Here is a 16,229-nt window from a genome sequence, read left to right on the forward strand (position 1 = left end):
ACCGGAACGTCCTCCGGCGGGCACGGTGGACCCGCGCGCCGGAAGACGGGTCCGGCCGGTCCCCCGCGGAGACCGGCCGGACCTCGGGAACTTCCTCAGTCCTCGGATTCCGCGGGCGGCGGCCCGGCCGGGCGGCCGACGGCACGACGCCGCGGACGCTCCCGCCTGGGCACCTCCACCGGCTCGAGCGCGGCGAGCTCGGCCACCGGGGTGGCGGGCGGCTCGGAGCCCGAGAGGACGAACACCGCACCGGCGCTGTCGGCGGCGGGAGCCGACGCCGAGCGCGCCACACGGCGGCGACGCGGCGGCGGGGACGCGGAGACACCGTTGGCGGCGTGACCGGCCGCGGCGGGAGCCGGCTCGCTGGGAGCCTGCGTCGCCGGGGCGGGCTCAGCGGGAGCCTGTGTCGCGGCAGCGGACCCGTGCCTGCTTACGGCCGGCTCGTCGACCTTCACCGCACTCGCGGGTTCGGACGCCGCGGCGATCGCGGCCTCGGCGGCCTCCACCTCGGCGCGCACGGGAACGGGTTCGGGCGCGAGCTCGGGGGCGTCGGCCTCGGTGACCGGGACGATCCCGCCGGCGGTCTCCACCGCCACGACGGCCTCGGCACGTTCCTCGGCCCCGTCCGGCGCCGTGGCGACATCCGTCTCGTCCTCGGCGGTGACGACCTCCACACCTTCCTCGTCCTCCGAGTGGTGCGCGGCCATCGCCAGCGCCACCGGATGCGCCCGCTTGACGGCCGCCTCCTCCTCGGGCGACTCCACCGGCTGCGCCGCCGGTGCCGGAGTCGCCGCGGCGGCGGGCGCGGGCGCGGTCTTGTCCTTGCCGCGACGACGGCGCGAACCGCTCTCGCGACGACCGGGCGCGTCCTCGGCGGGCGAGGGCTCCACCGGGTAGGTGTGCACGATGATGCCGCGCCCGTGGCAGTGCTCGCAGGTGCTGGAGAACGCCTCGACCAGGCCCGTGCCCAGCTTCTTGCGCGTCATCTGGACCAGGCCCAGCGAGGTCACCTCGGACACCTGGTGGCGGGTGCGGTCGCGGCCCAGCGCCTCGGTGAGACGGCGCAGCACCAGGTCCCGGTTGGACTCGAGCACCATGTCGATGAAGTCGACGACGATCATGCCGCCGATGTCGCGCAGCCGCATCTGGCGCACGATCTCCTCAGCCGCCTCCAGGTTGTTCCTGGTGACCGTCTCCTCCAGGTTGCTGCCGCCGGAACCGGTGAACTTGCCGGTGTTGACGTCGATGACGGTCATCGCCTCGGTGCGGTCGATCACCAGGGTGCCGCCCGAGGGCAGCCACACCTTGCGGTCCAGCGCCTTGGCCAGCTGCTCGTCGATGCGGTAGGTCTCGAAGACGTCCACGCCGTTGTTCTCGTGCCGCGCGACGCGCGCCAGCAGGTCGGGCGCGACGGTGCGGATGTAGCTCTCGACGGTGTTCCAGGCGCGGTCGCCCTCGATGACCAGCTTGGAGAAGTCCTCGTTGAACAGGTCGCGGATGACCTTGACCAGCAGGTCGGGCTCCTCGTAGAGCGTCTTGGGCGCGCCGCTCTTCTCCTTGGCGGCCTGCTCCTCGATGCTGCGCCAGGTGGCCTGCAACCGTTCCACATCGCGGGCCAGCTCGGCCTCGGCGACGCCCTCGGAGGCGGTGCGGATGATCACACCCGCGTCGGCGGGGACGATCTCGCGCAGGATCTCCTTGAGGCGCTTGCGCTCGGTGTCGGGCAGCTTGCGGCTGATGCCGGTGGAGGTGCCGCCCGGGACGTACACCAGGAAGCGGCCCGCCAGGCTGATCTGCGTGGTGAGCCGGGCGCCCTTGTGCCCGACCGGGTCCTTCGAGACCTGGACCAGCACCTGGTCACCGGGCTTGAGGGCCTGCTCGATCTTGCGCTCCTTGCCGCCCAGACCGGCGGCCTCCCAGTTCACCTCACCCGCGTACAGCACGCCGTTGCGGCCGCGGCCGATGTCGACGAACGCCGCCTCCATGCTGGGCAGCACGTTCTGCACCTTGCCGAGGTACACGTTGCCCACCATGGACGCCTGGCCGGTGTTGGTGACGAAGTGCTCGACGAGGATGTTGTCCTCGAGCACCGCCACCTGGGTGGCGGTCGGGTGGTCGGCGAAGGACTTCTCGCGCACCACCATCACCCGATCCACCGCCTCACGGCGGGCCAGGAACTCCGATTCGGTGAGGATCGGCGGGCGGCGGCGCCCGGCCTCGCGCCCGTCGCGGCGGCGCTGGCGCTTGGCCTCGAGGCGGGTGGAGCCGGTGATGCCCTGCACCTCGTCGGCGTTGGCCCGGCCGCGCGACTTGTTGCGCGGCTCGCGCTCGTGCACGACGGTGTTCGGCGGGTCGTCCTCGGCCGGCGTCTCCTCGGCGCCCTCGCCGCCCACCTTGCGGCGGCGGCGACGGCGGCGACGGCGGCTGGACCCCTCGGGCAGCGCGTCGTCGTCGGATTCGTCGTCGGACTGGTCCCCGGTGTCGGTCGCGGCGGCCTCGGCCGGGGTGGTGTCCTCGGCCTCGGATTCGGCGTCCTCGTCGTCGGTGTCCGACTCGTTGTCGGACTGCTGCTCACCGCGGCCGCGCCCGCGACCCCGGCGGCCGCGCCGCCTGCGCCGCGGCTGACCGTCCTCGCCCTGGGCGTCGCCGGTGTCGGTGTCGTCCTCGGCGGTGGTGTCGGGCTCGTCGTCGGTCTCGGCGACGGGCGGCTCCTCGCGCTTGGGCGCTTCCCGCTCGGCGCGGCGGCGCTTGCGCGTCTGCTCCACGGCGGTGGCGTCGGGCGGGAGGAACAGCGGCGCGGCCACGGCGGGCGCCTCGAAGACCGGCGGGGCCGGCGGCTCGTCCTGCGCGGAGTGGGTGAACAGCTGCGGCGCGGCGGCCGCGGGCGTGTACACCGTCTCCTGCGCGAAGACCGGATCCGGCGCGGAGAACAGCGGCCCGGCGCCCACGGCGTGCGCGGGGGGTTCGGCGGCGGGGGTCTCGGTGGTCGGCGCGTCCGCTTCGGCGGGCTGTTCGGGGGCGGCGAGCGCGTCGCGCACCGATTCCGCGACGGCCCGGTCGACGTTGGATTGCGCGCTGCGTGCGTCGGCGCCCAGTTCGGCGAGCTTGGCCAGAATGCGCTTGCTCGTCACCCCCAGCCGCTTCGCGAGTGCGTGAACTCGGATTCGCTCCGGCAATTGATCGGCATCCTGTGATGTTGTTTCCAGCGGCTCTTGATCGGCCACGAAGTCTCCTCGGGCCCCCGGGCGCGTCCCTGTCGGTAATTCAGTGACGCGGCCAACGCGGGGGCGCTGTCCGTACACCTCGCGCCGTCGACGCGAGGTCCTGTGGTCTCGCACCGCGTGCCCGGTCGGTACCTGTTCGTTCGTCGGTCGGGCTAACTGGTCACGCGGCGCCTGGCTGTTGGCTGAACTCCACGGAACGCACGTTCATCCAGCGTGCCGACGCGGAGCGCCGCGCCCTCGGCAATTCGGGCGTGACTCTCCGTAGCAGCGATGATCGGCATCGAACCGCGGTGTCATCCGGTCGCCCCCGTCACCCACCGTTCGCGTACCTGCGCGAACCGTCGGTATCGATGACGACCACTGTCAGTATCCCACACCGTGTGTGCCCGGCTCGCCATCGGCGCGTGAGCGGCGCGATGCCAGGGGGTTGCTGGGGTGGGTGTGTTGCCGGCACGGGGTGCCGATAGTGCACTCGCCGCGCCGGAACCTTCCGGCGCGGCGAGTGGAGTCGGGGTGCGCTCAGGCGGGGAACTCGGGGAACCAGAGCGCGATCTCACGCTTGGCCGACTCGGGCGAATCCGAGCCGTGGACGAGGTTGTACTGGGTCTCCAGGCCGAAGTCGCCGCGGATGCTGCCCGGGGCGGCCTTCTCGACCGGGTCGGTGCCGCCCGCCAGCTGGCGGAACGCGGCGATGGCGCGCGGGCCCTCGAGCACGGCGGCCACGACCGGTCCGGAGGTGATGAACTCGATCAGCGACCCGAAGAACGGCTTCTCGGCGTGCTCGGCGTAGTGCTCGCGCGCCACCTCGTCGGATACGTTCTTCAGCTCGAGGGCCGCGATCGTCAGGCCCTTGCGCTCGATCCGGGCCAGCACCTCGCCGACCAGTCCGCGCGACACGCCGTCCGGCTTGATGAGTACCAACGTCTGCTCAGTCACGGGCCACAGCGTAACGGCCCCCCGTTACAGACCACGAGCGAGTGCCCTCGACCGGTCTCAGCCCGGGTGCCGCCAGCCGCGCTCGATTCTGGTGAGTTCGGTGAATCCGCACTCGAGCAGCAGCGGGAGACCGGGCTCGCCGGGGTAGCGGTAGTCCAGCAGGCGGTCGATCGCGCCGAGGCGCAACCAGTCGGCGACCCGGCCGAACAACCAGCGCAGCACGTCGGGTTCGCCCTCGGCGTCGCACACGTCGGCCCAGCCGCCGCCGCGCGAGATCCGTTCGGGCGGGGTCAGATCGGTGTCGATCTCGAGCGCGCCGACCCGGGTGTCGCCGCGGCAGGCCGTGAAGACGGTGCCGAGTTCCCCCATCGACCGCCGCACCGTCAGGTCGGCGCGGTCAGGGTGGTGCAGATCGCGGGTGGCGGCCACCAGCACGATCTCGGTGACCGGGTCCTCCACCCGCACCCACCCGGTGCGGTCGAGCAGGGCGCGCAGGTGCGGCCACTGGTCGGGTAACCCGTAGACGGCCGGCGCGGGCAGCTTGCCGTCGTACCAGCGGTGTGCCGAGCGCCAGCGCGCGAACTGGGCGAGGCAGGCGGTCATCACACCGTCGGCCGCGGCTTGTTCGTCGGCGCCGACGGGAGCGAGGAACCATTCGATCGCCGCGGCGTCGCGGTAATCGCCCGAGACGCGGGCGTCATCGCCGTAGCGCAGCAGGTGCGCGGCGGCCACGATCACCCCGCGCTGTTCGGCGACCAAGGTCATCCGTTCGATCACCCACGGGTCGAGGATCGTCTCCTCCGGCCGCCGCTCGATGCGGCTGAGCACGGTGTTGACCGAGACGGAGGCGCCGGGATTCACGGCGGCGATGTGCCGGTCGACCAGGCGGGTGAGGTGATCGCGGTCGTCGCGGCGGAAAGGACGAATCACGAAGTCGGACATGGCGAATCTCCGGAGAAGTCGGCCGAGCACGCTCGGCGCGGGGATCCGCCAGGGGGAAGGTACCGCCGAAACTCTAGCAGTACCGTCGCCCTCAGCGGCCCATGCGCTGGCTGGGCAGCATTCCTTTGTCCATGCGGCGTTTCACGTCGGTGCGCAGCACCAGGATGAACGCCCAGACCGCGACGAACAGCAGGCCGATGATGCCGATCGACAGGTGGATGAACGCGCCGAGCAGCAACAGCACTTGCAGGCCGAGATTGAACGACAACGCCCACGGGCGGCGCTGCAGACCGGCGCCGAGGATCATCAGCACCGCCAGCACCACCAGGTAGGTGCCGGAGAACCAGGTGACGCCGCCGCCGACGTCGGCCACCACGGGCAGGGCCAGCAGCACCACGATCGATTCGAGCACCAAGGTGCCCGCCATCACGCCGCGCAGGCCCTTCCAGGGATCGGGCGGGGCGGGCGCCGTGCCCTCGGGCTCACTCATGCTCACACCTCACGCCGGGTCCTTTCCGAACAGGGCGCGCGCCGCGCCCGCCGTCACCACCGAACCGGTGACGATCACACCCGCGCCCGACACCGCCTCGCCCGGATCGCCGACCTCCTCGGCCAGCGCGATCGCGGTCTCCAACGCGTCGGGCAGGGTGTCGGCGGTGACGACGCGCTCGTCTCCGAAGCGCTGCACCGCCAGATTCGCCAGGCCGTCGACATCCAGCGCGCGCGGCGAGCCGTTGGTGGTGACGACGATCTCGTCGAGCACCGGCTCCAGCGCCTCCAGGATGCCGGCGGCGTCCTTGTCGCCGAGCACCGCGACCACGCCGACCAGTTTGCGGAAGTCGAACTCGCCGGTGAGCGTCGCCGCCAGCGCCCGCGCGCCCGCCGGATTGTGGGCGGCGTCGATGAAAATGGTGGGCGCGCTGCGCATCCGCTCCAGCCGGCCGGGGCTGGCGACCGACGCGAAACCGGCGCGCACCGCGTCGATGTCGAGTTGACGTTGCGCGCCCGCGCCGAAGAACGCCTCCACCGCCGCGAGCGCCAGCACCGCGTTGCGCGCCTGGTGTTCGCCGTGCAGCGGCAGGAAGATCTCGTCGTACACACCGCCGAGCCCCTGGAGTTCCAGTTGCTGGCCGCCCACCGCGATGCGGCGGCCGACCACCCGGAACTCCGAACCCTCGCGCGCGACGGCGGCGTCCACTTCCACGGCGCGGCGCAGCAGCACCTCCATGGCCTCGGGCTCCTGCTCCGCGATCACCGCGACGGTGTCGCGCGGGATCAGGCTCTCCGGGGCACGCTTGATGATCCCGGCCTTCTCCCCCGCGATGGAGGTGAGGTCGGGGCCGAGGTAGTCGGTGTGGTCGAGGCCTATCGGGGTGATCACCGCGACCTGCCCGTCGACGACGTTCGTCGCGTCCCAGGTGCCGCCCAGTCCGGTCTCCACCACCGCCACGTCCACCGGCGTCTCCGCGAACGCCGCGAACGCCATCCCGGTGAGCACCTCGAACTTGCTCATGGCGGGTCCGCCCGCCGCGGCAGACTGCGCATCGATCATCTCGACGTAGGGCTGGACCTCCCGGTAGGTCTCCACGTAGCGGGCCGGGCTGATCGGCGCGTTGTCGATGCTGATGCGCTCGGTGGCCAGTTGCAAGTGCGGGCTGGTGATGCGCCCGGTGCGCCGGTGCAGCGCGGTGAGCAGCGCGTCGATCATCCTGGTCACCGAGGTCTTGCCGTTGGTGCCCGCGATATGGATCGCCGGGTAGCTCTGCTGCGGCGAGCCGAGCAGATCCATCAGGGTGGCGATGCGGGTGAGCGAGGGCTCGATCTTGGTCTCGGGCCAGCGCCGGTCCAGTTCGGCCTCGACCAGAGCCATCTCGGCCAGGTCGACGGGCGAGGGCCCGGCGCCGAGCCGGGTGCCCCCGGAGTCGCCGCGGTATTGGCGCTCCGGCTCCGGGTTCTCGACCCCGTGCTCGTCGTCGGTCACTTGGCGCTCAGCTCCGCGAGGCGGGCCCGGATGCGCTCGACTTCGGCGGCGGCCACATCGCGGCGGGTCCGGATCTTGGCGACCACCGGTTCGGGCGCCTTGGCCAGGAACGCCTCGTTGCCGAGTTTGCCCTCGGTGCCGGTGAGTTCCTTCTCGGCGGCGGCCAGGTCCTTCTCCAGGCGGCGGCGTTCGGCGTCGAGGTCGATCGCGCCGGAGGTGTCGAGTTCGACGGTCACCGTGGCGCCCGACAGGCGCACCTCGACCGACGCCGTGGCGGTGAAATCCGGGCCCGGTTCGGTGAGGCGGGCCAGGTTCGCCACCGACGGGGCGAGCGCGGTGAGATCGGCGGCGTCGATGCCGAGGAGCTTGGCGGCCACCTTCTGCTTGTCGGCCAGGCCCTGGTCGCTGCGGAAGCGGCGGATCTCGGTGATCAGGCGCTGGGCGTCCGCGATGCGTTGCGCGGCGGTCTCGTCCGCAGTCACGCCCGAATCGGTGGGCCACGCCGCGACCACCACCGACTCACCGCCGGTGAGCGCCTGCCACAGCGATTCGGTGACGAACGGCATCGCCGGGTGCAGCAGCCGCAGCACCGCGTCGAGCACGGTGCCGAGCACCACCCTGGTCGAGGCCGCGCGCTCCTCGGCGCCGGAGAACTGCACCTTGGCCAATTCGAGGTACCAGTCGCACAGTTCGTCCCAGGCGAAGTGGTACAGCGCCTCGCACGCCTTGCCGAACTCGTAGCGGTCGAAGGCCGCGTCCACCTCGGCGCGCACCGCGTCGAGCCGGTCCAGGATCCAGCGGTCGGCGTCGGTGAGGGTGTCGCGCGCGGGCAGCTCGCCCGGGGCCGCGCCGTTCAGCAGCGCGAACTTGGTGGCGTTGAACAGCTTGGTGACGAAGTTGCGCGAGGCCTGCACGTGCGGCGGCCCGACGGACAGGTCGCTGCCGGGCTGCGCGCCGCGCGCGAGGGTGAAGCGGGTCGCGTCGGCGCCGTACTCCTCGATCCAGACCAGCGGGTCGACGCCGATGCCCTTGGACTTGGAGTACTTGCGGCCGAACTCGTCGCGGATCAGGCCGTGCAGGAACACGTCGTGGAACGGGACCTGCTTGCGCGCCGGGTTCTTGCCCGCGGTGATCGCCGGGTCCTCCGACACGAACATGCCGAACATCATCATCCGCGCCACCCAGAAGAACAGGATGTCGTAGCCGGTGACGAGAACGCTGGTGGGATAGAACTTCTCGAGCTCGGCCGACGACTCCGGCCAGCCCATGGTGGAGAACGGCCACAGGCCCGAGGAGAACCAGGTGTCGAGGACGTCGGGGTCCTGCACGTAGCCCTCGGGCGCGGTCTCGCCGGGGCCCACGCACACGATCTCGCCCTCGGGGCCGTACCAGATCGGGATGCGGTGGCCCCACCACAGCTGGCGCGAGATGGTCCAGTCGTGCATGTTGTCGACCCATTCGAACCACCGCGGCTCCTGGCTGGCCGGGTGGATCTTCACGTCCCCGTTGCGCACCGCGTCGCCCGCGGCCTTGGCCAGCGATTCGACCTTCACCCACCACTGCATGGACAGGCGGGGTTCGATGGGCTCGCCGGAGCGCTCGGAGTGGCCGACGCTGTGCACGTACGGGCGCTTGTGGGCGACGACGCGCCCCTCCTGCTCGAGCCGCTCGCGGATCGCGACGCGCGCCTCGAACCGGTCCATGCCGTCGAATTCGGTTCCGCTGTCGGCGATCCGGCCGGTCTCGTCCATGATCGTCGGCATCGGCAGATTGTGGCGCAGGCCGATCTCGAAGTCGTTCGGATCGTGGGCGGGCGTGATCTTCACCGCGCCGGAACCGAATTCGGGATCCACGTAGTCGTCGGCCACGATGGGGATCTGACGACCGGTGATCGGGTGGTAGACCGTGGTGCCGATCAGATCCTTGTAGCGCTCATCGTCGGGATGCACCGCGACGGCCGTATCGCCGAGCATCGTCTCGACGCGCGTGGTCGCCACGATCACGTGCGGTTCGTCGTCGCTGAGCGAGCCGTAGCGCAGCGAGACCAGCTCACCTTCCACGTCCTCGTATTTGACCTCGACATCGGAGATCGCGGTCTGGAGCACCGGCGACCAGTTCACCAGGCGCTCGGCCCGATAGATCAGGCCCGCGTCGTAGAGGCGTTTGAAGATGGTCTGCACGGCGTTGGAGAGGCCGTCGTCCATGGTGAAGCGGTCGCGGCTCCAGTCGACGCCGTCGCCGAGACGGCGCATCTGGCCCTGGATCTGGCCGCCGGACTCGCGTTTCCAGTCCCAGACCTTGTCGATGAACAGCTCGCGGCCGAAGTCCTCTTTGGTCTTGCCGTCCACGGCGAGCTGCTTCTCCACCACGGACTGGGTGGCGATGCCCGCGTGATCCATGCCCGGCAGCCACAGCACCTCGTACCCCTGCATGCGCTTGCGGCGGGTGAGCAGGTCCATGAGGGTGTGGTCGTAGGCGTGACCCATGTGCAGGTTGCCGGTGACGTTCGGCGGCGGCAGCACGATCGAGTAGGGCGGCTTGTCGCTGCTCGCGTCGGCGGTGAAGTACCCGGCCGCTACCCAGCGCTCGTACATCTCGGCCTCCACGCTGGGGTCCCAGCTCTTGGGGAGGGCATCGGCACGATTAGGCGAGTTGTCAGGGGCTGCGCTGGTCACTCCGTGATTCTAGGAGGTGGTCCCCGGCACGCCGCCGCCCCCCGCCCGCACGGCGCGGACCGGGGTGCGGACAGAAAAGAAGGCGGAGCCTTCGGTGGATGAGGGACACCGAACACTCCGCCTTACACCTGACAGCTTACCGCCGTTCACCGGCGCGGCCCCGAATCCACAACTAATTCTCAGACTCGGCCGTCTCACTTGTGCCACGTCACCGCGCCGTGGCGGCCCCGCACGTGTCATGGGTGGCCGATGATCGCCAGTTCCTCGGGCGCTCAGCGGATTTCAGGGTTTCCCCGGGTTGCCGAAACGGACAAACGTGAGGAATCTGGAAGGGGTGAATCCCCCGCTCGACGCCGCTCCCCTGCGCTCACCGGAGCAACGCGCGCCGCTACCCGGCGCGACGGTGCTGGTCCCGACCGGTGTGCACGACCTACGCGGCCAGGCCGTGGACGAATTGCGCTACCCCGCGAGCGCGGCCGTGATCTTCGCCGGCGTGCCCGGCGCGGGCAAGAGCACCGCGCTGCGCATGTTCTTCGGCGCGACCGCGCAGGCCGAGGCGCCGCCCACCGGTCCGTTCGGCTCGATCGTGCTGGACTCGCACCAGGCGCGGGTGCGCTGGCGGCGGCGCCTGGGCTGGTTGCCCTACCCGCTGTGGCGCCCGCTGGTGCACCTGGCGCACTACGCGGGCATCCGCGCCGCGCTGCGCGACGCGCACGGGCCGGTGGTGATCCACGACTGCGGCACCTTCGGCTGGAGCCGCCGCATGATCGCGCGCTGGGCGGGCGGCCACGACCGCGACCTGCACGTCATCATGCTCGACGTGCCGCCCCCGGTCGCGGTGGCGGGCCAGCACGCGCGCGGGCGCCGCGTCAACGGCTTCTTCTTCACCCTGCACTGCCGCCGATGGGACCGGCTGATCACCGCCCTCCACGCACCCGAGCGGCCGCCGGGGCTCGGTTCGTCGTCGGTGGTGATCGCCGACCGCGACACCGTGAACCGGTTGTCGCGCATCGCGTTCCAGAGTTGGTAAGGGGCGCGCCGCCCGCATCGCGCCTCGGCCGGCGGCTCCCGGGCGATACTGCGCGTTCGGCAATCGACGCCCCAGCACGGCACCTTCGCATCGACCGCCGGTGTGACAGCACCCGCGCCGCGGTCACCGAGTGACAGTGCGCCACAGCGGATCAGGGCACCAGCACCGTCAACGCCGAGGGGACCGCGCGCACGGTGATCGGCAGCGTGCCCGCCGGTTCGCCGTCGGCGGTGGCCGGGGTGTTCGGCGCGCTGAGCGTCACCGCCGACGCGCGGTACCTGGTCACGGCCCGGTGCTCCACCCGTCGTCCCGAGGACAGGGCGGGCAGCAGGCGCAGCATCTCCCGCCGCGACACCGCGCCCACCACGGTCAGATCGAGCAGGCCGTCGTCCATCTCGGCGTCCGGGCACACCAGCATGCCGCCGCCGTAGGTGCGGGTGTTGCCGAGGGCGATCAGCACCGCCCGCGTCTCGATCGGGCCACCGCGCTCCGGATTGTCCTGCACGCCGTGCGGGGCGCCGGACAGCTCGATCCGGTAGGGCACGGTGAAGTTGCCGGTGATCTCGGCGAGCGCGGCGAAGGTGTAGCGCAACCGTCCCTTGGGCCAGCGCATCTCGTTGGCGCGCAAGGTGACTCGCGCGTCGAACCCGGTGCCGGTGATGGTCGCGAAGTACATGGGCTCAGCCCCACGGGACTCGATGCGGCCCAGATCCATCACGCGGGTGCGCCCACCCAGCACCACGCCGACGGCCGCCGCGGTGTCGTCGGTGGGCACGCCGAGCGCCCTGGCCAGATCGTTGCCGGTGCCGCTGGGCACCAGGCCGAGCGGCATTCCGGTGTGAGCGAGGGCGGCCAGCATTACGTTGATCAGTCCGTCGCCGCCCACGCACACCACCGCGTCGGGGCGCAACGCCGGATCGAGCGCGGCCAGCGAATCCCGCACGAGCAGCACGGTTTCCGCGGCCGAGGGCGCGCGGATCTCGGTGACGTCCACCCCGCGCGCGGCGAGTTCGGCGACGGCGGCCGACGCCGTGTCGTGCCCCTTGCCCCCGCCGGAGAGCCGATTGGTCACCACCAGCACGGAACGGATCTCGCGCGACGCCATCAGATCAGCTTCCCGGGATTGAGGATGCCGGCCGGGTCCAGCTCCGCCTTCACCGCGCGCAGCACCCGGATGCCGAGATCGCCGACCTCGGCGGGCAGCCACGGGCGGTGATCGGCGCCCACCGCGTGGTGGTGCGTGATGGTGCCGCCGGCCGCGATGATCGCGTCGCCCACAGCGTTTTTCGCGATACCCCACTGCGTGAGCGGGTCGTCGAGCTGCTTGGCGACGATGGTGAAGTACAGCGACGCGCCGGTCGGGTAGGTGTGCGAGATGTGGCACATCACCAGCGGCGGCGTGCCCTGGGCGCCCAGCGAATCCGTCAGCGCCGCGGTCACTTTCGCCTTGAGTTCGGCGATGTTGGACCAGGTGGTCGCGGTCTCCAGTGTCTCGCACAGCACGCCGGCGTCGAGCAGCGAGTCGCGCAGGTACGGCGCCCCGAAACGGCCGTGTTCCCATTCGCGGGCGGGGTCCTCGCCCAGCGCGGTGCCGCCCGCGGCCGCGAGCAGTTCGTGCGCCTCGGCGCTGCGCGCGGCCACGTGCGCGGCCGTGCCCTCGAAGGTCGTGATGGCCAGGCAGCCGGTGACGGGCGCGCCGCCGATGTCGCCCGCCCGCGCGAGGTTCATCCCGGTCTCCACCTCGTCGGACAGGCGCAGCACCGTCGGGGCCGCCCCGGCCTGCACGACGGCGCGCAAGGCCGCGGCGCCGGTGGCGAAGTCGGGGAACGACCACGCCTGGTAGGCGGTGGTCTCCGGCACCGGGTGCACGCGCACGGTGACCTCGGTGATCACGCCGAGCGTGCCTTCGGACCCGACGAACAGTTCCCGCAGATCCGGCCCGGCCGCCGAGGCGGGCGCGCGGCCCAGGTCGAGGGTGCCGCTCGGAGTGGCCACCTTGAGCCGCTGCACCATGTCGTCGAAGCGGCCGTAGCCGGCCGACGCCTGACCCGAGGAACGGGTCGCCGCGAACCCGCCGATGCTGGCGAACTCGAAGCTCTGCGGGAAGTGCCCCAGCGAAAGACCGTGCGCGGCGAGCAGTTCCTCGGCGCGCGGGCCGGTGAGCCCGGCCCCGAGCGTGGCGGTGCCGCTGACCGGATCGATCTCGGAGACCGTGTCGAGGCGGCGCAGATCGAGCGCGACGACGGCGTCGAACGCGCCGCGCACCGGGTCGACACCCCCCACGACGCTGGTGCCGCCGCCGAACGGCACCACGGCGATGCCGTGCGCGGCACAGTGGGCGAGCACGGCGAGCACCTGCTCGTGATCGGCGGGGAAGACGACGGCGTCGGGGGCGTCCTGCGGCCCCTCGGCGCGGCGGCGCAGCAGATCGGGCGTGCTCTTTCCGCCCGCGTGCCGGAGGCGGTCGCGGTGGTCGGCCGACACGTTGTCCGCGCCGACCACCTCGACCAATCCGTCCCGTTGCGCCGGCGTCAACGCCGACGGCCGCAGTGGCACGTCACCCTCATCGCGGCGCGCCACCGGGTCGCCGGACACCCCGAAAACCTGCGTCAGCAGGCCGCGGATCGTCGCCGACAACGGTTTCTGTCCGGCCGGGACACCCCAGGCGTCCCACACCATACTCGCTGCCCGCTCCGGCGCGTCGGGGTTTGCGGCGGGGATCGGGGCCCCGTCCGTGTGCTTCGTGTCGACCATGCGTTACAGTTTGACATAGACTGTCAAGCAGTAACGAACCCGATCTTCCGGTGGTGACCAGTGACCGACGCCGAGCCCTCGGCCATCGACCTCGCGATCTTCGACGCGGCTCGCGCCTGCGTGCAGGAATTCGGCGTGCGCCGCACGACCCTCACCGAGGTGGCGCGCCGGGCGGGAGTCAGCAGGCCGACGGTGTACCGGCGCTGGCCCGACACCGGCTCGCTGGTGGCCGAGCTGCTGGTGCGCGAACTGCGCGCCATCCTCACCGCCGCCATGCCGACGGCGGGCGCCGCGCGCACCCGGCTGGTCACGGGCGTGGTCACCGGCGCGGAGATGGTGCGCTCGAATCCCTTGTTCGGCAAGATCTTCCGCACCGACACCGACCTGATGCTCACCTACGTGTTCGGCAGGCTCGGCCGCAACCAGCGCACCCTGATCGACCTGTTCGCGGCGGGTATCGCCGAAGGGCAGCGCGACGGGTCGATCCGCGCGGGCGAGCCCGTGCACCTCGCGACAATGCTGCTGCTCATGGTGCAGTCCGCCGTCCAGTCCGCGGGCACGGTCGAGCCGCTGCTGCCCGGCCCGGCACTGGACGCCGAACTGGCCCGCGCCATCGACGGTTACCTCACCCCGGACCTCCCCGCGACGAGGAGGGGGCGGTGAGGTTGCCACCGCACACCCGAAAGGCCCTGCGATGACCTCTGATTCGATCGCGCGCGGCGATTCCGCGCTGAACGCCGCCCGGCGCGACCGCGAACTGCGCGCGCTCGGCGACGCACCCGAGATCGACGTACTGGTGATCGGCGGCGGCGTCACGGGCGCGGGCGCGGCGCTGGACGCCGCCGCGCGCGGCCTGCGCACGGTGCTGGTGGAACGGCACGACCTCGCATTCGGCACCAGCCGGTGGAGTTCGAAGCTGGTGCACGGCGGATTGCGCTACCTGGCGAGCGGACAGGTCGGCATCGCGCACGAGAGCGCGGTCGAGCGCGGCATCCTGCTGTCCACCACCGCGCCGCACCTGGTGCGGCCGCTGCCCCAGCTGGTGCCGCTGCTGCCGAATATCGGTGGGGCGCAACGGTCCTTGATCCGCGCCGGCTTCCTGGCCGGGGACGCGCTGCGACGCGGCGCGGGCACCTCGGCGGACCTGCTCCCCCGGTCGCGGCACGTCGCCGCAGCCGAGGCACTGCGCCTCGCGCCGACCGTGCGCCGGTCGGGACTGCGCGGGGGCCTGACGGCGTGGGACGGGCAGCTAGTGGACGACGCCCGCCTGGTCGTCGCCATCGCCCGCACCGCGGCCGCCCACGGGGCGAGCGTGCTGACGCGGGTGGAGGCGCTGGATGTCACCGGTGAGTCCGCGACCCTGCGCGACACCCGGACGGGGGAAACACTGTCCGTGCGAGCTCGTTCCGTGGTCAACGCCACCGGCGTGTGGGCCGATCAGGTGGATCCGAGCATCGAGCTGCGGCCGAGTCGCGGTGCGCACCTGGTGTTCTCGGCCGAATCCTTCGGGGGGCTGACCGCCTCGCTGACGGTGCCGGTGCCGGGCAGCACCAGCCGGTTCGTCTTCGCGTTCCCCGCCGCGCACGACCGCGTCTATCTCGGCCTCACCGACGAGGACGCGCCCGGCCCCGTCCCCGACGAGCCGGAGCCCACCGACGCCGAGATCGACTTCCTGCTCGACACCATCAACACCGCCCTGCGGGAACCCTTGACCCGCAACGACATCCGCGGCCGCTTCGCCGGGCTGCGACCCCTGTTGCGCACCGGCGACGGCAGCACCTCCGACATCTCCCGCAAGCACGCTGTGCTGCGCGCCCCCAATGGCGTCCTCACCGTCGTCGGCGGCAAGCTCACCACCTACCGGCGCATGGCCGAGGACGCGATCGACGCGGCGGTCGCCCACGCCGGGCTCGCCGCCGCGCCCTGCCGCACGACCCGCCTTCCGCTGATCGGCGCGGTGGCCGGTTCGGCGCGCGACCGCGTCGCCGCTCCCCCACTGCTGGTGGACCGCTACGGCAGCGAGGCGCGCGCTGTTCTCGGGCTCGCCGAACGCGATCCGGCCCTCGCCGCACCCGTCGCCCCCGGAATCGACGTCACCGCCGCGGAATTCACGTTCGCCCGCACCCACGAAGCCGCCCTGGACCCGAGCGACCTGCTGGACCGCCGCACCCGCATCGGCCTCGTCCCCGAAGACCGGGCCGCCGCCCTGCCCGCGGCGGAGTCGGCCTTCGCCACCGCCTGAGCGGAGTCCGGGCGGCACCGCCCGCGTCGGGTCCCTTCCACCGGCTCAGGCCGAACGCGCGCTTTCCTCGGCGTGGTACCGGCGGTTGATCGCGATCAGCTCGTCGAGCCGGGCCCGGGTGTCGACGAGTTCGGCGATGTGCGCGTCGAGCTTGGCCCGCTCCTCGACCATCCGCTCCCAGGCCGCTTCGGTGGCCTGGGAGCTGGGCGAATCCACGCACGGCAGCACCTCGGCGATGGTGCGGCTGGACAGCCCGGCCGCGAGCATGCGACGCAGGAACTGCACCCGCGACACGTCGCTCTCGGCGTACTGCCGCTGCCCGCTGGCGCTGCGCGAGCTGATCAGCAGCCCCTGCTCCTCGTAGTACCGCAGCGAGCGCACGCTCGCGCCGCTGCGCTGGGAAAGCTCCCCGATCCGCATGTGATCCTCCGAGATCCGCGTCACA

12 protein-coding genes are annotated in these 16,229 nt (G+C 72.0%); 3 read left to right on the forward strand and 9 right to left on the reverse strand.

All coding sequences use genetic code 11. The features are described from left to right. Positions 1-95 precede the first annotated feature (95 nt). The 6 genes from DFR74_RS22300 to DFR74_RS22325 form a co-directional block, all read right to left on the reverse strand. Positions 96-3,224 (reverse strand): translation initiation factor IF-2 N-terminal domain-containing protein, encoded by a 3,129-nt coding sequence (locus DFR74_RS22300; protein ID WP_113975241.1) that lies wholly within the window; start codon positions 3,222-3,224, stop codon positions 96-98. A gap of 519 nt (positions 3,225-3,743) precedes the next feature. After that, positions 3,744-4,160, reverse strand: coding sequence for a nucleoside-diphosphate kinase (ndk, locus tag DFR74_RS22305; RefSeq protein ID WP_067512376.1), 417 nt, complete (start codon positions 4,158-4,160; stop codon positions 3,744-3,746). Positions 4,161-4,217: 57 nt separating this feature from the next. Further along, the gene (locus DFR74_RS22310; protein WP_067512378.1) at positions 4,218-5,102 is read right to left on the reverse strand and encodes a hypothetical protein; all 885 of its coding nucleotides are present in this window, start codon (positions 5,100-5,102) and stop codon (positions 4,218-4,220) included. 91 nt (positions 5,103-5,193) lie between these two features. Then, on the reverse strand, positions 5,194-5,592 hold the full coding sequence (locus tag DFR74_RS22315; protein ID WP_067512380.1) for a DUF4233 domain-containing protein: 399 nt from the start codon (positions 5,590-5,592) through the stop codon (positions 5,194-5,196). Positions 5,593-5,601: 9 nt separating this feature from the next. Further along, positions 5,602-7,083 carry a bifunctional tetrahydrofolate synthase/dihydrofolate synthase gene (gene folC, locus DFR74_RS22320; RefSeq protein WP_411719875.1) on the reverse strand — a complete coding sequence of 494 codons (1,482 nt, stop codon included), beginning with the start codon at positions 7,081-7,083 and terminating at the stop codon, positions 5,602-5,604. After that, entirely contained in the window at positions 7,080-9,758 is a 2,679-nt protein-coding gene (locus tag DFR74_RS22325; protein ID WP_067512383.1) for a valine--tRNA ligase, read from the reverse strand. Before DFR74_RS22325 ends, folC begins: the two co-directional genes overlap by 4 nt. 316 nt (positions 9,759-10,074) lie before the next feature. Between DFR74_RS22325 and DFR74_RS22330 the strand changes: the two genes are divergently transcribed. Next, positions 10,075-10,788: an ATP-binding protein gene (locus DFR74_RS22330; RefSeq protein ID WP_232331856.1), complete on the forward strand. Its 714-nt coding sequence runs from the start codon at positions 10,075-10,077 to the stop codon at positions 10,786-10,788. Between the two features lie 151 nt (positions 10,789-10,939). On the opposite strand, the gene DFR74_RS22335 is transcribed toward DFR74_RS22330, so the two are convergent. Further along, positions 10,940-11,893, reverse strand: coding sequence for a diacylglycerol kinase family protein (locus tag DFR74_RS22335; RefSeq protein ID WP_067512385.1), 954 nt, complete (start codon positions 11,891-11,893; stop codon positions 10,940-10,942). After that, complete coding sequence (locus tag DFR74_RS22340; protein ID WP_067512468.1) at positions 11,893-13,467, reverse strand: FAD-binding oxidoreductase; 1,575 nt, start codon at positions 13,465-13,467, stop codon at positions 11,893-11,895. The genes DFR74_RS22335 and DFR74_RS22340 overlap by 1 nt, the downstream gene beginning before the upstream one ends. Positions 13,468-13,602: 135 nt before the next feature. Between DFR74_RS22340 and DFR74_RS22345 the strand changes: the two genes are divergently transcribed. Together DFR74_RS22345 and DFR74_RS22350 are read left to right on the forward strand one after the other, a co-directional pair. Further along, entirely contained in the window at positions 13,603-14,205 is a 603-nt protein-coding gene (locus tag DFR74_RS22345) for a TetR/AcrR family transcriptional regulator (protein ID WP_067512387.1), read from the forward strand. Between the two features lie 31 nt (positions 14,206-14,236). Further along, on the forward strand, positions 14,237-15,784 hold the full coding sequence (locus DFR74_RS22350; protein WP_067512389.1) for a glycerol-3-phosphate dehydrogenase/oxidase: 1,548 nt from the start codon (positions 14,237-14,239) through the stop codon (positions 15,782-15,784). Between the two features lie 45 nt (positions 15,785-15,829). On the opposite strand, the gene DFR74_RS22355 is transcribed toward DFR74_RS22350, so the two are convergent. Further along, entirely contained in the window at positions 15,830-16,204 is a 375-nt protein-coding gene (locus DFR74_RS22355; protein ID WP_067512470.1) for a MerR family transcriptional regulator, read from the reverse strand. Positions 16,205-16,229 lie beyond the last annotated feature (25 nt).

The organism is Nocardia puris, assembly GCF_003315035.1.
GTDB classification, from domain to species: Bacteria; Actinomycetota; Actinomycetes; order Mycobacteriales; family Mycobacteriaceae; genus Nocardia; species Nocardia puris.